19 protein-coding genes are annotated in these 17,050 nt (G+C 33.8%); 10 read left to right on the forward strand and 9 right to left on the reverse strand.

The features are described from left to right. The first annotated feature begins 27 nt into the window (after positions 1–27). The 4 genes from BUA73_RS02610 (at position 28) to BUA73_RS02625 (ending at position 3,900) form a co-directional block, all read left to right on the forward strand. Positions 28–909 carry a YitT family protein gene (locus tag BUA73_RS02610; RefSeq protein ID WP_072901999.1) on the forward strand — a complete coding sequence of 294 codons (882 nt, stop codon included), beginning with the start codon at positions 28–30 and terminating at the stop codon, positions 907–909. 162 nt (positions 910–1,071) lie between these two features. Continuing rightward, positions 1,072–2,058 carry a UDP-glucose 4-epimerase GalE gene (gene galE, locus BUA73_RS02615; RefSeq protein WP_072902001.1) on the forward strand — a complete coding sequence of 329 codons (987 nt, stop codon included), beginning with the start codon at positions 1,072–1,074 and terminating at the stop codon, positions 2,056–2,058. A 21-nt stretch (positions 2,059–2,079) separates the two neighbouring features. After that, the gene (locus BUA73_RS02620) at positions 2,080–3,009 is read left to right on the forward strand and encodes an aldose epimerase family protein (protein ID WP_072902003.1); all 930 of its coding nucleotides are present in this window, start codon (positions 2,080–2,082) and stop codon (positions 3,007–3,009) included. A gap of 114 nt (positions 3,010–3,123) precedes the next feature. After that, positions 3,124–3,900, forward strand: a complete 777-nt coding sequence (locus BUA73_RS02625) for a polysaccharide deacetylase family protein (protein WP_178139207.1) — start codon at positions 3,124–3,126, stop codon at positions 3,898–3,900. Positions 3,901–3,982: 82 nt separating this feature from the next. Here the strand turns inward: BUA73_RS02625 and BUA73_RS02630 are convergent, their stop codons facing one another. Genes BUA73_RS02630 through BUA73_RS02640 form a run of 3 tightly spaced genes read right to left on the reverse strand, consistent with a single transcriptional unit; the run spans position 3,983 to position 7,295 of the window. Then, positions 3,983–4,717: a type 1 glutamine amidotransferase gene (locus tag BUA73_RS02630; protein ID WP_072902005.1), complete on the reverse strand. Its 735-nt coding sequence runs from the start codon at positions 4,715–4,717 to the stop codon at positions 3,983–3,985. Positions 4,718–4,730: 13 nt separating this feature from the next. Next, positions 4,731–6,086, reverse strand: coding sequence for a MurT ligase domain-containing protein (locus BUA73_RS02635; RefSeq protein WP_072902008.1), 1,356 nt, complete (start codon positions 6,084–6,086; stop codon positions 4,731–4,733). A gap of 24 nt (positions 6,087–6,110) precedes the next feature. Further along, entirely contained in the window at positions 6,111–7,295 is a 1,185-nt protein-coding gene (locus BUA73_RS02640) for a CapA family protein (protein ID WP_072902010.1), read from the reverse strand. 220 nt (positions 7,296–7,515) lie between these two features. Here BUA73_RS02640 and BUA73_RS02645 point away from each other — a divergent pair, with 220 nt between their 5' ends. Both BUA73_RS02645 and BUA73_RS02650 read left to right on the forward strand, forming a co-directional pair. Next, positions 7,516–8,448, forward strand: a complete 933-nt coding sequence (locus BUA73_RS02645) for a type I phosphomannose isomerase catalytic subunit (protein ID WP_072902012.1) — start codon at positions 7,516–7,518, stop codon at positions 8,446–8,448. A gap of 20 nt (positions 8,449–8,468) precedes the next feature. Beyond that, a complete protein-coding gene (locus BUA73_RS02650) occupies positions 8,469–9,452 on the forward strand; it encodes an ROK family protein (RefSeq protein ID WP_084671993.1) in 984 nt (327 codons plus the stop codon). 68 nt (positions 9,453–9,520) lie between these two features. On the opposite strand, the gene BUA73_RS02655 is transcribed toward BUA73_RS02650, so the two are convergent. After that, positions 9,521–10,423 (reverse strand): ComEC/Rec2 family competence protein, encoded by a 903-nt coding sequence (locus BUA73_RS02655; RefSeq protein ID WP_072902015.1) that lies wholly within the window; start codon positions 10,421–10,423, stop codon positions 9,521–9,523. A gap of 190 nt (positions 10,424–10,613) precedes the next feature. Between BUA73_RS02655 and BUA73_RS02660 the strand changes: the two genes are divergently transcribed. Next, the gene (locus BUA73_RS02660; RefSeq protein WP_072902017.1) at positions 10,614–11,333 is read left to right on the forward strand and encodes a lysophospholipid acyltransferase family protein; all 720 of its coding nucleotides are present in this window, start codon (positions 10,614–10,616) and stop codon (positions 11,331–11,333) included. 46 nt (positions 11,334–11,379) lie between these two features. Here the strand turns inward: BUA73_RS02660 and BUA73_RS02665 are convergent, their stop codons facing one another. The 5 genes from BUA73_RS02665 to BUA73_RS02685 all read right to left on the reverse strand — a co-directional run bounded on the left by BUA73_RS02665 (position 11,380) and on the right by BUA73_RS02685 (position 14,654). Continuing rightward, a complete protein-coding gene (locus BUA73_RS02665) occupies positions 11,380–11,586 on the reverse strand; it encodes a DUF378 domain-containing protein (protein ID WP_072902019.1) in 207 nt (68 codons plus the stop codon). Between the two features lie 80 nt (positions 11,587–11,666). Continuing rightward, positions 11,667–12,050: an aspartate 1-decarboxylase gene (panD, locus tag BUA73_RS02670; RefSeq protein ID WP_072902021.1), complete on the reverse strand. Its 384-nt coding sequence runs from the start codon at positions 12,048–12,050 to the stop codon at positions 11,667–11,669. Positions 12,051–12,070: 20 nt separating this feature from the next. Then, positions 12,071–12,916, reverse strand: a complete 846-nt coding sequence (gene panC / locus BUA73_RS02675) for a pantoate--beta-alanine ligase (RefSeq protein WP_072902023.1) — start codon at positions 12,914–12,916, stop codon at positions 12,071–12,073. A gap of 50 nt (positions 12,917–12,966) precedes the next feature. Continuing rightward, a complete protein-coding gene (panB, locus tag BUA73_RS02680) occupies positions 12,967–13,794 on the reverse strand; it encodes a 3-methyl-2-oxobutanoate hydroxymethyltransferase (protein WP_072902025.1) in 828 nt (275 codons plus the stop codon). A gap of 11 nt (positions 13,795–13,805) precedes the next feature. Then, positions 13,806–14,654: a Rossmann-like and DUF2520 domain-containing protein gene (locus BUA73_RS02685; protein ID WP_072902027.1), complete on the reverse strand. Its 849-nt coding sequence runs from the start codon at positions 14,652–14,654 to the stop codon at positions 13,806–13,808. 271 nt (positions 14,655–14,925) lie between these two features. On the opposite strand from BUA73_RS02685, the gene BUA73_RS02690 reads away from it, so the two are divergent. The 3 genes from BUA73_RS02690 to BUA73_RS14465 form a co-directional block, all read left to right on the forward strand. Next, a complete protein-coding gene (locus tag BUA73_RS02690) occupies positions 14,926–15,303 on the forward strand; it encodes a hypothetical protein (protein WP_072902029.1) in 378 nt (125 codons plus the stop codon). Positions 15,304–15,432: 129 nt separating this feature from the next. Then, positions 15,433–16,503: a uroporphyrinogen decarboxylase family protein gene (locus BUA73_RS02695; RefSeq protein ID WP_072902031.1), complete on the forward strand. Its 1,071-nt coding sequence runs from the start codon at positions 15,433–15,435 to the stop codon at positions 16,501–16,503. A 335-nt stretch (positions 16,504–16,838) separates the two neighbouring features. Beyond that, positions 16,839–17,050, forward strand: a 212-nt coding sequence (locus BUA73_RS14465; RefSeq protein ID WP_207649858.1) for a helix-turn-helix domain-containing protein, incomplete at its 3' end; no start/stop codon positions are given.

Consider the following 17,050-nt stretch of genomic DNA (forward strand, 5'->3'; position numbering starts at 1 on the left):
ATCATACACTTTAAGGAGAATATTATTATGAAAAGTAATAATGAGAATTGCGGTAAAACCCAACTAATAACTAAAGATAGAATTGTAAGAGTTATGTTAGTACTTTTAGGAACGTTTATTTATTCTATTTCTGTAAATGTATTTCTTACACCTTACAAATTGATTCCAGGTGGCGTAACAGGGGTGGCAACCATAATAGAATATATCAGTGGAATACCGTCGGGCGTGTTTGTATTTCTTATGAATGTACCTTTGTTCATAGCGGGTATAAAAAGTCTCGATAAAGAATTTGGTATTTTTAGTATAATAGGTATGATGTCCATGTCTTTGTTTCTTATTCTTACTAAGGGAATATCGAAGTATTTTTTCTTGGATGATGTGTTTTTGTCCACATTGTGTGGAGGTATTTTTTGTGGTATAGGTATGGGGATTGTATTTAGGTGCAGGGCTTCAGAGGGTGGAACGGATATTGTTTCTGTAATTATAAGAAAGAAATACGGCATAAAGATATCCACAGTAACTTTCGTATTGAATCTTTGTATTGTTTTAGCAGGAACATTTTTAGGAGATATAAAAACTGCCATATACACTATTATATCCATGTACCTTAAATCTATTGCTTTAGATAAGATTTCAGTAGGAATAGACAATAAAAAGCTTGTTTTTGTCATCACCAATAAACCAGAAGAGGTAAAGAATTTCATCCTAAAAAAACTTGGACGAGGTGTTACCTTATTGAATGGACAAGGTGCTTATACTGGTGAGAGTAAGCAAGTCATATATTCTGTTATGAGTACTTCGCAGTTGGCAAGAGGTCGCGAGTACATTAGGCGCATAGATAATAGGGCAGTAATAACAATTATGGATGTAGCTGAGGTAGAGGGAAAAGGGTTTAGAAAAAACCTTTAATTTTACTGGTGAATATTGAATACAAAAAAGCGAAGTTTTTCTCTACTTCGCTTTTTTTGTAATACTTGCAATTCAATCATAATAGATATATACTGATAATATAATAATGAAAATAAAATTTTTATTTAGATATAGAAAAGGTTTTCTTAAGGAGGCAAAGATATGAAAGTATTAGTTTGTGGAGGAGCAGGATATATAGGGAGCCACATGGTGGCAGAGTTGCTTAGAAACAATCATGAAGTTGTTGTATTAGATAGTTTTGTGAAAGGTCACAGAGATGCAGTTTTAGGCGGAAAAATATATGAAGGCGACTTGAGAGATAGAAAGATATTAGATAGGGTTTTTACAGAAAACAAAATAGATGCAGTAATAGATTTTGCAGCTTTTTCTCTTGTAGGGGAAAGTGTAAGTGAACCTCTTATGTACTTTAACAACAATGTCTATGGCACTATATGTCTTTTAGAAGCTATGAGGGATTATGATGTAAAATATATTGTATTCTCATCTACTGCTGCTACATATGGTATACCTGAGAAGTATCCTATTATGGAAGAAGATCAAAAGGAGCCTATAAATCCATATGGAGAATCTAAATTGGCTGTGGAGAAAATACTTAAGTGGTGTGATAAGGCCTATGGTATAAAATACACAGCTCTTAGATATTTTAACGCAGCGGGAGCTCATATAAATGGCCAAATTGGAGAGGATCACAATCCAGAAAGTCACCTAATACCTATTATTCTTCAGACAGCTCTTGGAAAGAGAGAAAAGATATTTATATTTGGTGAGGATTACAATACACCTGATGGAACGTGTATAAGGGATTACATACATGTATTGGACCTAGCAAGCGCACACCTTTTAGCTTTAGATAGGCTTAGACAGGGAAAAGAAAGTGCTATATTTAATTTGGGAAATGGAAAAGGCTTTTCAGTAAAGGAAGTTGTTGAAACAGCAAGAAAAGTAACGAAAAGAGAGATAAAAGCAGAAATTGGGGACAGAAGGCCAGGAGACCCAGATGTATTGGTGCCTAATTGCGATAAAGCCATGAAAGGATTAAAATGGACACCAAAATACAACTCCCTTGAGACTATAATCGAAACTGCATGGAAGTGGCACTTGTCTCATCCAAATGGATACGAAAAATAAAAAAGGTGGTTTATAACTTATATGTTGAGGAAAGATATTTTTAAAGGTGAAGAAGCTATAATTTTAGAGAATAATTTAATTAAAGCAATAGTTTTGCCTGAATTAGGTGGAAAAATAGCTTCGATATATTACAAAAATAAAAATTTCGAATTGGTATTTCAAAATAAAGACAGCATCTACAAAAAACCAGAATTGTATAGTGCATTTGAGGAGTTTGATGCAGCGGGTTTTGATGATGCATTTCCAACTATTGATAAGTGTAAAGTTAAATACAATGGTAAGGACTTAGAGTACCCAGATCATGGTGAAATATGGAGTTCTTCGTTTAATATAAAGGCAGTGAAAGACCATGAGGTAGAATTGGAATATTGCAGTAAAATTTTACCTTACACCTTCACAAAAAAAATTAGCTTAGATGAAAAAAATCACATTAACATACAGTATAATATATCAAACCTTGGAGAAAAGGATATTCCATGTATTTTCGCAGCACATTACCTTGTAAACTGTGAGAAAAACATGGAGATATGCTTTCCAGAAGATACTTATGAGATAGTAATGGTTCAAGATAGCATACGATTTGGTCAATCTGGCACATACTACAACTATAAGAGCAAAAACGTTGAGAAAATTTTTTCACGTGTTCAAGATGAAAATGCCGACAATACAGAAAAATATTATGTAAACCACCAAGTAAAACAGGGTAGGTGCTCTATTAAATATCACCATAAAAAGGTAGAGTATGTGTTAAGCTATGATAGTGAAAAGCTGCCTTATTTAGGCTTTTGGGTTACGGAAGGTGGGTTTAGAGGTGATTATAACTGTGCTTTAGAGCCTTGTAATGGCTTTTATGATAATATAGATATAGCAGGTAAAAACGAGAAACTGTATTACCTTAAAGGTGGGGATAAGCTAGATTTTCATATAGATATAGAAATTAATGATATTTAATTAATTATGCATATTTAGTTTTGATAAAAACAGAGTAAGGTGAATAAATCGAATCCCTTTTGTACAATATAAATCATGTGGTAAAAATTATATTGTTGAAGGGAGAAGATAAGATTGAAGATTAATAGGATTTTATCCTTTGTCAGTACAGTAACTATAACTTTATTTTTAATTTGCCCTATTTGCAATGCTTCTGAGTCAGAAAAATTACAAATTGAAGGGGATAGAACTTCAAAAAATAAAATCATTTATCTTACCTTTGATGACGGTCCTACGAGAAAAAACACCCCCAAAATTTTAGAAACCCTAAAAGAAGAGGATGTACCAGCTACATTTTTCTTAATAGGTGAAAAGATAAAGGTTTATGAAGATGTAGTTAAAGAATTAAAGGATCAAGGAATGGCTATAGGAGCACATTCTTATTCCCATGTTACATCAAAGATATATAAGAGTGCATTCAATTATCGAGAGGACCTTGAAAAATGCATTGATGTGATAAAGGAGGTTACTGGAGAAGAACCTATAAATATTACTAGAATGCCTTGTGGTTCTACCAATACCATAGCAAACATTAATGTGAAACGTGAAATAAAGAAAAGTATAAAATCCATGGGAATGAATTATGTGGATTGGAATGTAAGCGGAGAAGATGCCATTTACAGAAATGTTCCAAGCAATGTGATATGGAAAAATATCATGAAAAATTCCAAGGACAAGGATACCATTGTTCTTCTTTTACACGATGGTTATTATAATACCAATACGGCAGAACTTCTGCCAAAGATAATAAAGCATTTTAAAAAAGAAGGCTATACCTTTAAGACCATGAAGAATATGCCTCAAGATGAAATTGAAAGTCTAGAGAAACTTAGGATTTTAAACAGAAAATAGATAAAAATAGCTTTAGACCTTATTGAAGGATTCTAAAGCTATTTTTATTTACAGTGATTAATGTAAATAATTACATTAATGGTTATGAGTTTTTCATATATGTTGATATTATATAATCCTTTGCCTTTAGCTCCAAACTGTCATCTAGAGGAGCCAATTGGCAGATATCATCGCCGTATTTATTTTTCAAAGCTGCGTATAACATTTTATCTGCTAGTTCTGGATTTTTTGAAAGTAAACAGCCATGAAAGTAAGTTCCGTATGTGTTTTTGAATATACAACCTTCTGTCTTATCTTCGCCATTATTTCCAAATCCCACTTTTACTTCACCAAGGGGTTTCAGATTGCTGATATAAGTTCTACCTGAATGATTTTCAAAACCTACATATGTTTCATCATATTTTTCGTTGTAAATCACGGTATTGCCGATAAAACGAGTGTTTCCAGCTTCAGTTCTTATGGGTAGTATATTAAGTCCAGGAAGCTTTTCTCCTTGGGAAGTCGTGTAGTATTCCCCAAGAAGCTGATAACCACCGCAAATGGCTAAAAAGACTTTACCTTGATCTATGTATTTTTCTAAGTTTTCCCTTTTCCCTTTTTGGATGTCCTCGGAAACAATGGATTGTTCGAAATCCTGGCCACCTCCAAAAAGCGTTATATCATAAAGAGCCTCATCAAAATCATCGCCTACAGATACATTGAAAAGGTTTACCTTAATATCTCTCTTTTCAGCTCTCTGCTTTAGTATAAGTATATTTCCAAAATCACCGTATACATTTAGAAGATCGGGGTACAAGTGACAAATATTTAGTTCCATAAAAAAATCTCCTTTACCAAATCTTTTTTGCATATCCCTTGTTGCTTAGGTATTTTCTGAAATCGGTCATGGCAGTGTATGTGGCCAATATATAAGTTGTTTTAGTGGAAACTGAGTCAATTGCATCTAGTACATTTTTGTAGTCATCGCAAATGATAAACTTGCTTCTATCAAAGCCAGCAGTTTTTAATCTCACAGCCATATCATATTTTCTTACACCACTGATAAATATACTGTCAACATCTAATTGAGGTAATTTTTCAAAACAAACATCCCATATCCAAGAAATATCGCGACCATCAGCATAATTGTCATTGAGCATAAAGCACAAATTTATTCTGTCCTTGTGGAGGCAAACGGTGTTAATTGCTTCATCGTAACCAGCTGGGTTTTTAACAAGTATTATTTTTATTTCCTTATCATTTATACAAATGGTTTCTTGACGTCCAAAGGAACTTTGTTGGTGCCCTAGTGCGTTTTTAATGCTATCCATGGATATGTTAAAAATTTTGCCCATGGCATAGGCGCAAAGTCCGTTGTAGATATTGTATGTACCGGGCTGATTAATGGTAATCTGGTCATCTCCTATTAATACAGTAGATTCTGTAGCTGTTACTTCTAATATATCTGTAATTTTATACTGTAGTTCCGGTCTTTTATAGGAGCACTCTGGGCAATAATAATCTCCTAGATGATTGTAAGTTACAAAATTGTATTTGTAAGCAGCTTTGCAGTATTTGCAGAACTTTGCATCGGCATTTATGTTAACATCAGAGGTGCTATTGTCATAGTTGGAAAATCCGAAATACACAACTTTGTTTGTCACATCTAGTTTTCCCAACAGTGATTCATCACCATTTAGTAGTAAGGTAGATTCGGGGGTTTTTTCAACACCTTCTAATATCTTATTTAGAGTAGTGTACAACTCACCATACCTATCTAGCTGATCTCTAAAAAGGTTGGTAACGGCTATGTTTTTTGGTTTAATATGCTCTGTTATGAACCTTACATTGGCTTCGTCCACTTCTATTATGGCATACTTTGGTCCATGAGTCTTTTTAAAGGTAAAATTTTTGATAAAAGTAGTAACTATACCACCATAAAGGTTTGCACCAGAAGAATTTGTGATTACAGTGCTATCTTTAAACTCAGTTTTAAATATGTTGTAAATCATATTTGTTGTGGTGGTCTTACCGTTAGTACCTGTTATTAGGATGACATCGTAGTCACGGCTTGCTATCTTTAATATGTTGTTGTCTATTTTTAAAGCTAGTTTGCCTGGAAAATTTGTTCCTCCAACAGAAAATACTTTGCAGGCCCAAATTGCTAGTTTTGAAATAATTATGCTAAAAAAACTTTTGATATTAATTGTTAGTCACCGCCTTAAATGTATTTATTCCTGAGGCTGAAAATGGTATTCATCTGAAAGATTGAAACCGGCGTCAGGTGATATTTTTGTCAATTTCTTTATCACTCTTGTGTACTCTTCACCAGAAAGAGGTGTAGGGCAGTAATCATTCCTATTTTTCACTGAGGAAATAGAGCACGGAATAATGCGAATACCTATGGAAACGAGCTTATCATTTTCATATTTAAAAGTGTTTTGTACAATGGCAGAATCTTTATCTGAGGGGTTTGAATTACCACCGAAACAGAAATTACCTAGACTATAGCATATAAATTTGTTTTTATAGGTTTCTATGCTTTGAAGCACATGGGGGTGATGTCCAATTATAACATCGGCACCATTGTCTATGGCAAAATGAGCTAATTTTTTTTGAAAAGATGATGGTGTGTAGTCTCTTTCTATACCCCAATGAAAATTAATTATAACAGTATAATTTTCAGATTTCAATTCCTGCAAGGTGTTTTTCAGTTTATCGAAGTTAAAGCTATCTCCCCAAGCCTGGTAACCTAACATGGCAAATTTAAGGCCTTTTATATCTGTTTTGTAGATATTACCTTCTCCGAAGTAATTGATATTTTCAGCCTTTAAAGCGGATAAGGTGTCATCAAAGCCTTTTTGTTTGTAGTCATATATATGATTATTTGATATATTAACCGCCTCTATAGAACCTAAGGTAAGGGATTTAGCATAAGATGGATCACCTTTAAAATTAAATGCCTTTGGTTCTTTTTTGTCGTAAGTTGTAAAAGTCGTTTCAAGATTCACTAAAGTCATATCATCCTTTTCAAAAATTTTTTTAACATTTTTGAAGAAATAGGATAAATCCATGTCATTAGATTTTAAAGTAACAGGAAGAGTATTTCCTCCAAAAGATGGATCTGTGCCGATGGTACAGTCCCCAGCAGAACTAATTACAATTTCAGATAGCTTAGGCTGTGGTATCTCAGGCTCCTTTTCAGGGGATATAGGATCATGTTTTTTTTCTTCAACCTTAGTGGGGATATTATCCAATTGTTTGCTTTTTGCCACACTAGATGAATTTTTAAAGAAAAATAAATAAATACAGCAAATTGCAATTATCACCGATAGTAGAAGGATGATAAGTATATTCCTTTCCTTGCTTGGTTTTCTTCTTTTTTTTCTTACAGAACGCCTATTAGAACGACTCATAGTAGCCTCCCTAGTTTTTGGCAGATAAATATATTTCCATGAAAGTTCTTAAATAATTAACAATTATCAAGGAAGCATATATAGTAGCCATTATTAACAATACTATTGTACCAATTTGAAGTACAATAATCTACTTTATTTACTAAACTCTTTGCATTTTCTTTGAATAATGTTATTATGTTTATATGTGTTTTCAAATTGGCAAATAGGAAGTGAAAAGATGATATTTAAGCTTATTCCTGCTTATAAGGGTTATTTGTGGGGCGGAAACAAGTTGAAGAAAGATTTTAATAAAGATTGTGAAGAGAATATTATAGCAGAGAGCTGGGAGTTGTCTTGTCATAAAGATGGGCAAAGCACCATAGGAACAGGTAAGTTTAAGGGGAAAACTTTAAAAAATTTTTTAGAGGAAGAAAACTACAGACCTCTTGGAGAAAACTGCGTAGAATTTAGCGAAATGCCAGTGCTTATAAAACTTATAGATGCAAATAAGCCTTTATCAGTCCAGGTACATCCGGATGATCATTATGCAAAACAAAATGAAGGTCAATCTGGAAAAACTGAGATGTGGTATGTGCTAGACGCAGAGCCGGATTCAAAGATATACTATGGATTCAACAGAAATATTACAAAGGAAGAATTTCTTAAAAGAATAGAAGATAAAAGCATAATGGAAGTATTAAATGCTGTGGAAGTTAAAAAAGGAGATGTTTTTTTCCTAGAGCCTGGAACAGTGCATGCCATAGGAGCCGGTATTGTAGTGGCTGAGGTACAAGAATCATCTAATGTTACATATAGAATTTACGATTACGACAGAAAAGATTCAAAAGGCAACCATAGAGAACTTCATGTAAACAAAGCTGTGGAAGTGTTGAATTTTAATAAGCAACGTGACAGATATAGATTTGGTGAGCATATTGCAAAGTGCAAATACTTCACGGTGGATGAGGAAAAAGTAAATGGTGTATACAACGATGAAGCCACGGAAGATACCTTTCATTCTTTACTTATTTTAAAAGGTTGTGGCAAAATTCAATGTGGAGAGGAAAAGCTAGAATTAAAGAAGGGCGATAGCATATTTATATGTGCAGGCAGTGGAAAATATACAATTGAGGGAAGATGCAATCTTATAAAAACCACTGTGGAAAAGTAAGGGTGAGGTGATAAAGTATTGTGGATTACTCAAATATACCTTCAAAAGAACAATATATCATAGGTGTAGATGTTGGTGGAACCAATATAAAAATTTGTATTATGGATTTTCACAACAATATGGTATGTAAAGACTCCATTCCAACTAATGCTTATTTACCTTGGCAGACCATCGTTAAGAATATGATAAATTCCATTGAAAACATGATACTTAATTGCAAAATAAAAAAAGAACAATGCTTATATATGGGCATTGGAATACCTGGTATTGTAGATAATCTTCACGGTAAAGTAGTATACGCCAATAATCTTGGGTGGAGAGATGTTTTAATATCAGATGAAATAAACAAGTATTTAACCATAGATGTGTTTCTTGAGAATGATGCTAATTGTGCTGCCTATGGTGAGTACATAAAAGGCCAAGGAAGTAGCTGCGGTGATATGGTGCTGATCACCTTAGGCACAGGTGTAGGAACCGGCATCATAATAGATGGCAATATTTTTTCTGGTTCAGGTCTTGGTGGCGGAGAGTTAGGCCATACAACCCTTATATACCAAGGGCTGCAATGTAGTTGTGGAAGAAAGGGCTGTGCTGAAATGTATGTAAGCGCCACAGCTTTAATTGAACAAGCCAATACAGCCTTGAAAAGTGACAAGACGAGCTTAATGAATAAACTAAAAGAAAAAGAAGGAAACATGAATGGGGAAGTTCCATTTAAAGCTGCTAAAATGGGAGATTCTTTGGCAATTAGTGTAGTAGATCAGTATAAAAAGTATTTAGGTGCTTTTATCGTAAATGTTGTCAACATATTTAGGCCAGACGCTGTATTTATATCAGGTGGAATATGCAACCAAGGTGAAAGTCTACTAGACACAGTTAGGGAATATGTCCATATTAATTCTTATGGTTCAAAAGTGGTAGATGTGCCACCGGTTAATATTGCAACCCTTGAAAATTCAGCCGGCATGGTGGGGGCGGCAAATCTTTACAAACAATATTTGTAGAAATAAATAAACTAATATAAATGAAAACCGTTATGCAAAATAAAACATAACGGTTTTTTTTAGGGAATCTATATGAAATTATTAAGGGTAAGCTTTTTTATGATATTTCCGTCGCTAATGAGAAGAATAGTTCCATCAACATCCGTTCTAAAAACCTTTGTTTTTGAAGATATTAATTTTTGCAATGTCTCCTTAGAAGGATGGTTGTAGGTGTTATTCTTTCCACAGCTTACAATGGCAACACTAGGATCAACTTTCTTTAAAAAGGGCAAGGTGGTAGCTGTATTGCTGCCATGATGGCCTAATTTTAATACTGTAGATTTAAGATTTATCCCTGAAGAAAGCATTTCGCTTTCACTTAACTTTTCTGCATCTCCCGTGAATAAATAGGACGTATTTTTAAAGGAGAGTTTAACAACTGCAGAATAATTGTTTAAGTTATCATATTCTTCTTTATAGGGTGCTAAAAAGTCTAGATGCAAGTCCCCAAAATCTAATTTTAAGTCTCTATGCGCAGGTGTGATCTTTAAATTTTGTTTTCTTAATGCAGCTATCATTTTCTTATAACAGTTTGTATTAGTGGAAACTTTAGGTGCTATGAACTTCTTCACCTTAAAGGTGTTTAGAATGTTGCTCATATTTCCAATATGGTCTTCGTGGGGATGAGTTGCAATGACGCAGGTGATTTCACTTATTTTGCATTTTTTTAAGTAATTTATCAAAGTATTTTCAGCTTCTTTTGGACCTGCATCTATGAGGATAACTTTGTCCTTGTATCTAATTAGCTCACAATCACCTTGTCCAACATTTATGTAATGAATGGAGAGGTTATTTTCATAAAACGCAAAAAGTTTTTTATCTCTTATAAGACAGTCTAAAATATCTTTTTTTGAATAATAATATAAAAATGCAACTAAGGCAAGACAAACAGAAATTGCAGCATATATGCGTTTTTTATTTATAATACACATTTTAAAAATCTCTCCTTAAATACAAAATATGGTAATAAATATAGTATATTACACAATGAAGAAAAATACAATGATAATCTAAATTTTCATTGTATTATTTTACTTTAATTATTTTACTGAAGTTGTGTTTATAGCTTTAGAATGATAAAATGTATGGTGATGTCAATATTATATTTTGGAGGCTTTTAGCATGGGAACAATTTGGTTTGGTGTAAAATTTGCATCATTTATGATTAAATCCAGTAAATATAAATCACAAATAGAGAAATTAGAAAAACAAGGGAAACTAGATGAAGCAAAGGTGTTAGTAAATGAACACATTAAGAGATGGGCTGATTTTATAACGAAAAATGTGCCAATAAATGTTGAAAGCATAGGGATAGAAAATATTCCTTCAGGTCCCTGCCTATTCGTGGGAAATCATCAAAGTTTGTTAGATATAACTACACTACTTTACGTGCTACCAAAACCAGCTGGTTTTGTAGCTAAAGTAGAAATGCTGAAGGCTCCCTTTTTACCATATTGGATGAGGAAATTTGGCTGTGTATTTATTGATAGAAATAATCCAAGGGAAGGTATTAAAGCTATAAAGCAAGGCACAGACAACATTAAAAATGGTCAATCCATGGTTATTTTCCCAGAGGGAACAAGAAGCAAGGATGGAAAGCTTGGAGAATTTAAAAAGGGAACCCTTAGAATGGCTATTAAGGCCGGTGTTCCGGTGGTACCTGTATCTATAAATGGAACTGCCAATGCTTTTGAATACAACAATAAAAAGATTAGGGCAGCAAATGCTAGGGTTATTATTCACAAACCTATATATATAGCAGATATGGAAAAAGAGCAACAAGAAGGGGTTTTAGATACCATACATGAAATTATAGAAAAGGATTTAAAGCTTTCAGTTTAATACAAAAACAAAGACTTGCACTTTATCAGCTGCAAGTCTTTGCTTTTTAATCGTTAGAACAGTTGTCGGATCTAAATAATAGGGAAATACAGTATAGACCGCATATACCAACTGCACTGAATATTATTCTGCTTATTATGCTCATATAACCGAAGATAGAGGATACTAAATCATAATCAAAAAAACCTATTAGTCCCCAGTTTATAGCACCAATTATAACTAGTAGTAATGCTATTGTATCTATTACTTTCACTAAAAACATCTCCTTTAAATATATTTATATATTTACAAATAGTATTGACATTTTTAGAGAAATTATGAGCGATTTTATAATTATTTTATTTCACCATGATGTTCGCAATAAGAGATCTCAGAGACCTTATTATTTTGGTCCACAAAAACCACCACTGGGTTGCATTTTTTCGCTTCATCCAGGTCCATTTGAGCATAGGACATAATGATTACTTTATCGCCAGGTTGCACAAGTCTTGCCGCAGCACCATTGAGGCATATTATGCCACTATCTTCTTCACCTTCTATTATATAAGTGTCTAACCTATTGCCATTATTTATATCTACAATTTGGACTTTTTCGTAAGGTAACAATTGAGCAGCTTTTAATAATGTTTTATCTATGGTAATACTTCCAACGTAATTTAAATTGGCCTCTGTAATGGTGGCTCTGTGTATTTTGCTTTTTAGCATATTTAAAATCATATATTTTTCCGTCCTAAAGGTTATTTTATAATTATATTATCAATTAATCTTGTCTTACCAATGTAAACAGCTATGGCAATAAGAGTATTGTGCTTAATTTCTGATGTAGGTTTTATGGTATCAAAATCTACAATTTCAACGTAATCAGTTTTCGCAAGTTTTTCAGTAGAAATGGAGTTTAAAATAGCTTCTTTTATTTTATCGCTAGACTTCTCACCATCTTGGATTAATTTTTCAGCTAATTTTAAACTTTTGCTTAGTATCAGGGCGGCCCTACGTTCTTCTATATTTAGGTAAGTATTTCTGGAGCTTTTAGCAAGACCGTCTTTTTCACGGACAATAGGACAACCAACAATTTCTATAGGAAAATTTAAATCTTTTACCATAGTTCTAATCACAGAAAGTTGCTGAGCGTCCTTTTCTCCGAAATAAGCTTTATCTGGCTGAACGATGTTGAAAAGTTTTGATACCACAGTACAAACTCCTTGAAAATGGCCAGGTCTTTTAGCACCACATAGCATGGATGTGATTTCCTCAACAGCTACATGAGTTAGGGGAGTTCCCATAGGATACATTTCAGAGGGTTCAGGATTAAAAATAGCTGAAGCACCTGCAGATTCGCAGAGCTTGCTGTCATGAGCTAAATCTCTAGGATATGTGGCAAGATCCTCTGACGGTCCAAATTGTATAGGGTTTACAAAGTCTGAAACAATAACTCTGTTATTTTCCTTTACAGCTCTCTCAATTAAACTTTTGTGTCCTTGGTGTAGGTATCCCATAGTTGGAACTAGTCCAATGGTTAAACCAGCGCTTTTCCACTGAGATATAAGTATCTTTACTTCGTTAATTGTTTTTAGTATTTGCATGATATACTGCTATTAATAGCAGTTCACTTCCTTTCAAAATGGTTTTGTTTTTAGTATAATTTGTTTAGTGTTTCATCAGATATATTGAAGGTGTGCTCTTCACTTGGAAATTTGCTGTTCCTTACTTCTGATATGTAATCTCCTATGCCTTCTTTCATCAAATCTCCAACATTTGCAAAACTTTTTACAAATTTTGGCTTGAAATCTGAAAACATGTTCAGCATATCTTGATACACCAGGATTTGACCATCGCACTGGGAGCCTGCACCTATGCCAATTGTGGGTATGGATACAGCTTCTGTTATAAGCTTTGCCAACTTTGCAGGCACACACTCTAACACAATGGAAAAGGCTCCAGCCTTTTCAAGTTTCTTCGCATCCTCAATGAGTTCCTGTGCTTTTTCTAGGGATTTTCCCTGTACTTTAAAACCACCAAACATATTTATGGACTGGGGTGTTAAGCCTATGTGTCCCATCACCGGAATCTGAGCTTTTACAATGGCTGCTACTTGTTCTATTACTGAAGCGCCGCCTTCGAGCTTCACAGCATCTGCACCACCTTCTTTTATCAGTCGACCTGCATTTACTACAGCATCATAAACAGAAGTCTGGTAAGACATAAAAGGCATATCAGCAACTATAAGAGCATTTTCCGCACCTCTTGAAACCGCTTTTGTGTGGTGGATCATATCCTCCATGGTAACACTTAATGTGTCCTTGTACCCAAGACAAACCATGCCTAGAGAGTCTCCGATTAGTATGCCATTAATGCCACATTCATCTTCCAATTTTGCCATGGAGTAATCATAGGCTGTTAGCATGGTGATTTTTTCGCCTTTATTTTTTGAATCTAAGAATGTGCTCACTGTGTTTTTCATAATATTATCTCCTATAATATTTTTTCCAATTCACTATAATCTTTATTGGGATTTTTTGCACAAGCAATTTTTATGAGAGTTTTGCTTAAACTCTTGTACAATTCTAAATCCTCTTTAGGAATTGAATTTAAATGGTACATCACTGTGTTGACGTCACAACGCTCCACAGGACCTGAAAGGGAATCAGGAAGTCCCTGTAATTTAAAGTTTTCAATGTTGTTTAAAATAAGAGGCATCAATGCTTCCATGGCCACTTTTTCTTCAACACCACAGAGCTTAAAATAATCACAACCCTTTTTTATTAGCCCCAATACAAAATTGGATACGTTTACGGTGGCAGCGTGATAAAGGCTTTTATTTTCTTTTGAAAGAAGAAAATACTTGTTTCCTAGGGAAGATATAAATTCTGTTATTAAGTGAATAGTTTCAAGACTTCCTTCTATAGAGAAGTAAGCTTTATCTAGATTTTTGTAGGAAGTAAATTTATCTGGGAAGGCCCATAGGGGATGAAGAGAATACGTGTGTACACCTGAATTGTTTATATTTGATAAAACCTCAGAACTTAAGGAACCGCTGCAATGGCAAATATACTTGCCTTTGAGATCTTTCATAGTTTCCAAATTTTCTGCTACGGATGCAATGGCATGATCAGGTGTTGTTATAAAGATTAGGTCACATGAACATACTAATTCTTCCATATTTTTAAAAGCTGTTGTTTTTAAAAAGTCACATGATTCTTGTAGGGAAGTCTGGTTTTTGTTGTACATACCTTTTACATTGAGGCCACATTGCTTAAAGTACATGGCTAGGGACGTACCTACTTTACCAGCTCCTATAAAACCAATGTTGTTAAATATCAAAATATCACCACCAATTTATTTATTAGTGGTCCTTAAGTTTTGTCCTGTTCCAGTTAAGTGGATACAGGCAAAGATATAAAAAATAATAAACAATTTTTAGTGTAGTTCTTCCAATAAAGATACTGCCCAAAATTATTTTATCATACTAAGTTCATAAGTCCAATACTAGGTAAAGTAAATGTTTTAATTTTTTTGTGAAAATTACTTGATTAATGTATGAAAATATTAAATAATATAAGATAGCATATAAAATAATTGGAGGTAGTTGAAGATGGATATAGTTTGGACTATCCTTAAAGTACTAGGTGGGGGAATTCTAGTAGCCCTTGTCGCATTTATTGCATACTCTCTGCTAAAAGAATTTATGTTTAAATATGTGAAACCTAACAAATGGATTTTAGTAGCACTGTTGTTGGTGTTCATAATTGCACCTATTCCTATGGGAGTAAAGTTTAAAGGATTTACAGGTAAATTCCTTTTGCCCACTATAGATGCCATTCTTATTCTATTTTTGGCAGATAGCTTTGGTCTTTTTGCAAAGGTGAATATGAGTGAAAAAGAAAAGAAACAATTAGAAAAGGAAAAACATGATGTAATAAAACCTAAGGCTAAACCCAATAGAGTAAAAAATATGAACAAAAAAAATTAGTTACTTAAAAAAGTAATAGATAAGTTGAAATCTATTACTTTTTTTTATTATGTTAGATTAACACTTTATATTGTAATAAACTAAGAGTGTGAATAAGTAAAGGATTAAATTTAAAACAGGAGGAGTAAAATGGAAGTGTTAGTCAGTAAGGATGAGATGACGTCAATTGAAAGGATGAAAGCATTTGAAAAAGGGGAAGAACTAGATAGGGTGCCTTGTTCACCTATAATGGGTGAAACCTGTGGCCCTTTGTTTGGAATCTATCCAAGGGAACACAATCATTCTGCAGAATTAATGGCGAAGGTTGAAATAGAGGTGTACAAAGCATTTAAATGCGATGGGGCCGGCATTGGCACGGGCCTTAGAGGAGTAGCTGAGGCCATGGGAACGGAACTAGTTTACCCAGCGGATAGGGTATCTTATGTTAAGGAACCCTTGTTAAAGTGCTATGATGATCTTGGAAAAATCAAGCCTGCTGATCCACACAAGGATGGCAGACTTCCATTGATACTAAAAGCATTGCGTATGATAGATGAAGAAATCGGCCATGAAGTTGGAGTTAGCACCGATATAGCTGGGCCTATAAGTGTAGCAGCAGCCATAAGGGGAACTGAAAATTTAATGAAGGATTTTAAAAGATGCCCCGAAAAAGCTCATGAACTTTTACAGCTTGTAACAGAGAGCAATTTAAGATTTATTGATGCAGCTTGTGAAATGGGGTATGGAGTAGGATTTTCAGATCCTGTGGCTTCTAGTAGTATGATAAGTGTGAAACAGTTTAGGGAGTTTGCCAAACCTTATCTTAAACAGTGCATTGACAGAGTGGCTAAGTGGAGAGGAGCAGGTGCCCTTTTACATATATGCGGAAAGTCAAAAGGAATATGGAATGATATGGTTGAGCTAGGTATATCAACACTTAGCATAGACAATGTGGAAAGCCTAGAAGAGGCAAGGGATATGGTAGGGGATAGAGTATGCCTTGTGGGAAACGTTAAACCTGTCGAAACTATAAAAATGGGAAGTAAAGAGGAGATATATGAGGAGTGCAGGAGATGTATAGAAATAGGACGGGAAAACCCTCTTGGATATGTTCTTAGCACTGGATGCCAGATACCTCTTGAAACGCCACGAGAAAATATACAAGCCATGGTAGAGGCAGCTAGAATTTATGGAAAAAATTATCGAAAACCTAGGATTTGATAATTTTATATTTTAATAGAATTTTTAACAAGACTGTATTTAAGTATTTAGAAAATATATAATAATACGATATTATAATATATACGAAATTATTTAAAATGTCTTATTGTGTTGTAAAAACAACAAACAAAAATGAATATGTATGTTACAATAAATATATAGTGTATTACTTGGGGAAAAAACTATTTAAAAAATCAAATTAATAGGTATTTTATAACTTTGCCCGTAAAACCTCGTGTCCTTGTGGTCGAGGATGTAAGGGCTTTAAGTTAGTGGAGTTCGATACTCCCCTAACTTAACATTACACTAACTTCTGATTTAGAACAAAATACAATATGAAAGTTAATTCTGACGTCATTTCAATAGCATTGTATAATAACTATACAAACTACATAAAATACATAAGAAATGAGGTGGATATTGTGGAGAAGTCTTTTAAATTTAGGTTAGTGCCAACTAAAGAACAAGAAATTATGTTAAGTAAGACTTTCGGCTCTTGCAGATTTGTATATAATCACTATCTTGGAAAGAAGATAGACTTATACAA

Origin of the sequence: Hathewaya proteolytica DSM 3090 (assembly GCF_900142225.1) — a bacterium.
Taxonomy (GTDB): domain Bacteria; phylum Bacillota; class Clostridia; order Clostridiales; family Clostridiaceae; genus Hathewaya; species Hathewaya proteolytica.

Excerpts from the sequence above, each read along its gene's own strand:
- BUA73_RS02645 (WP_072902012.1), top strand. The coding sequence starts at position 7,516 with ATGATATTTAAGCTTATTCCTGCTTATAAGGGTTATTTGTGGGGCGGA.
- BUA73_RS02660 (WP_072902017.1), top strand. The coding sequence starts at position 10,614 with ATGGGAACAATTTGGTTTGGTGTAAAATTTGCATCATTTATGATTAAA.
- BUA73_RS02630 (WP_072902005.1), bottom strand. The coding sequence starts at position 4,717 with ATGGAACTAAATATTTGTCACTTGTACCCCGATCTTCTAAATGTATAC.
- BUA73_RS02620 (WP_072902003.1), top strand. The coding sequence starts at position 2,080 with ATGTTGAGGAAAGATATTTTTAAAGGTGAAGAAGCTATAATTTTAGAG.
- BUA73_RS02640 (WP_072902010.1), bottom strand. The coding sequence starts at position 7,295 with ATGAGTCGTTCTAATAGGCGTTCTGTAAGAAAAAAAAGAAGAAAACCA.
- BUA73_RS02690 (WP_072902029.1), top strand. The coding sequence starts at position 14,926 with ATGGATATAGTTTGGACTATCCTTAAAGTACTAGGTGGGGGAATTCTA.
- BUA73_RS02655 (WP_072902015.1), bottom strand. The coding sequence starts at position 10,423 with ATGTGTATTATAAATAAAAAACGCATATATGCTGCAATTTCTGTTTGT.
- panD (WP_072902021.1), bottom strand. The coding sequence starts at position 12,050 with ATGATTTTAAATATGCTAAAAAGCAAAATACACAGAGCCACCATTACA.
- BUA73_RS02695 (WP_072902031.1), top strand. The coding sequence starts at position 15,433 with ATGGAAGTGTTAGTCAGTAAGGATGAGATGACGTCAATTGAAAGGATG.
- BUA73_RS02610 (WP_072901999.1), top strand. The coding sequence starts at position 28 with ATGAAAAGTAATAATGAGAATTGCGGTAAAACCCAACTAATAACTAAA.
- panB (WP_072902025.1), bottom strand. The coding sequence starts at position 13,794 with ATGAAAAACACAGTGAGCACATTCTTAGATTCAAAAAATAAAGGCGAA.
- panC (WP_072902023.1), bottom strand. The coding sequence starts at position 12,916 with ATGCAAATACTAAAAACAATTAACGAAGTAAAGATACTTATATCTCAG.
- galE (WP_072902001.1), top strand. The coding sequence starts at position 1,072 with ATGAAAGTATTAGTTTGTGGAGGAGCAGGATATATAGGGAGCCACATG.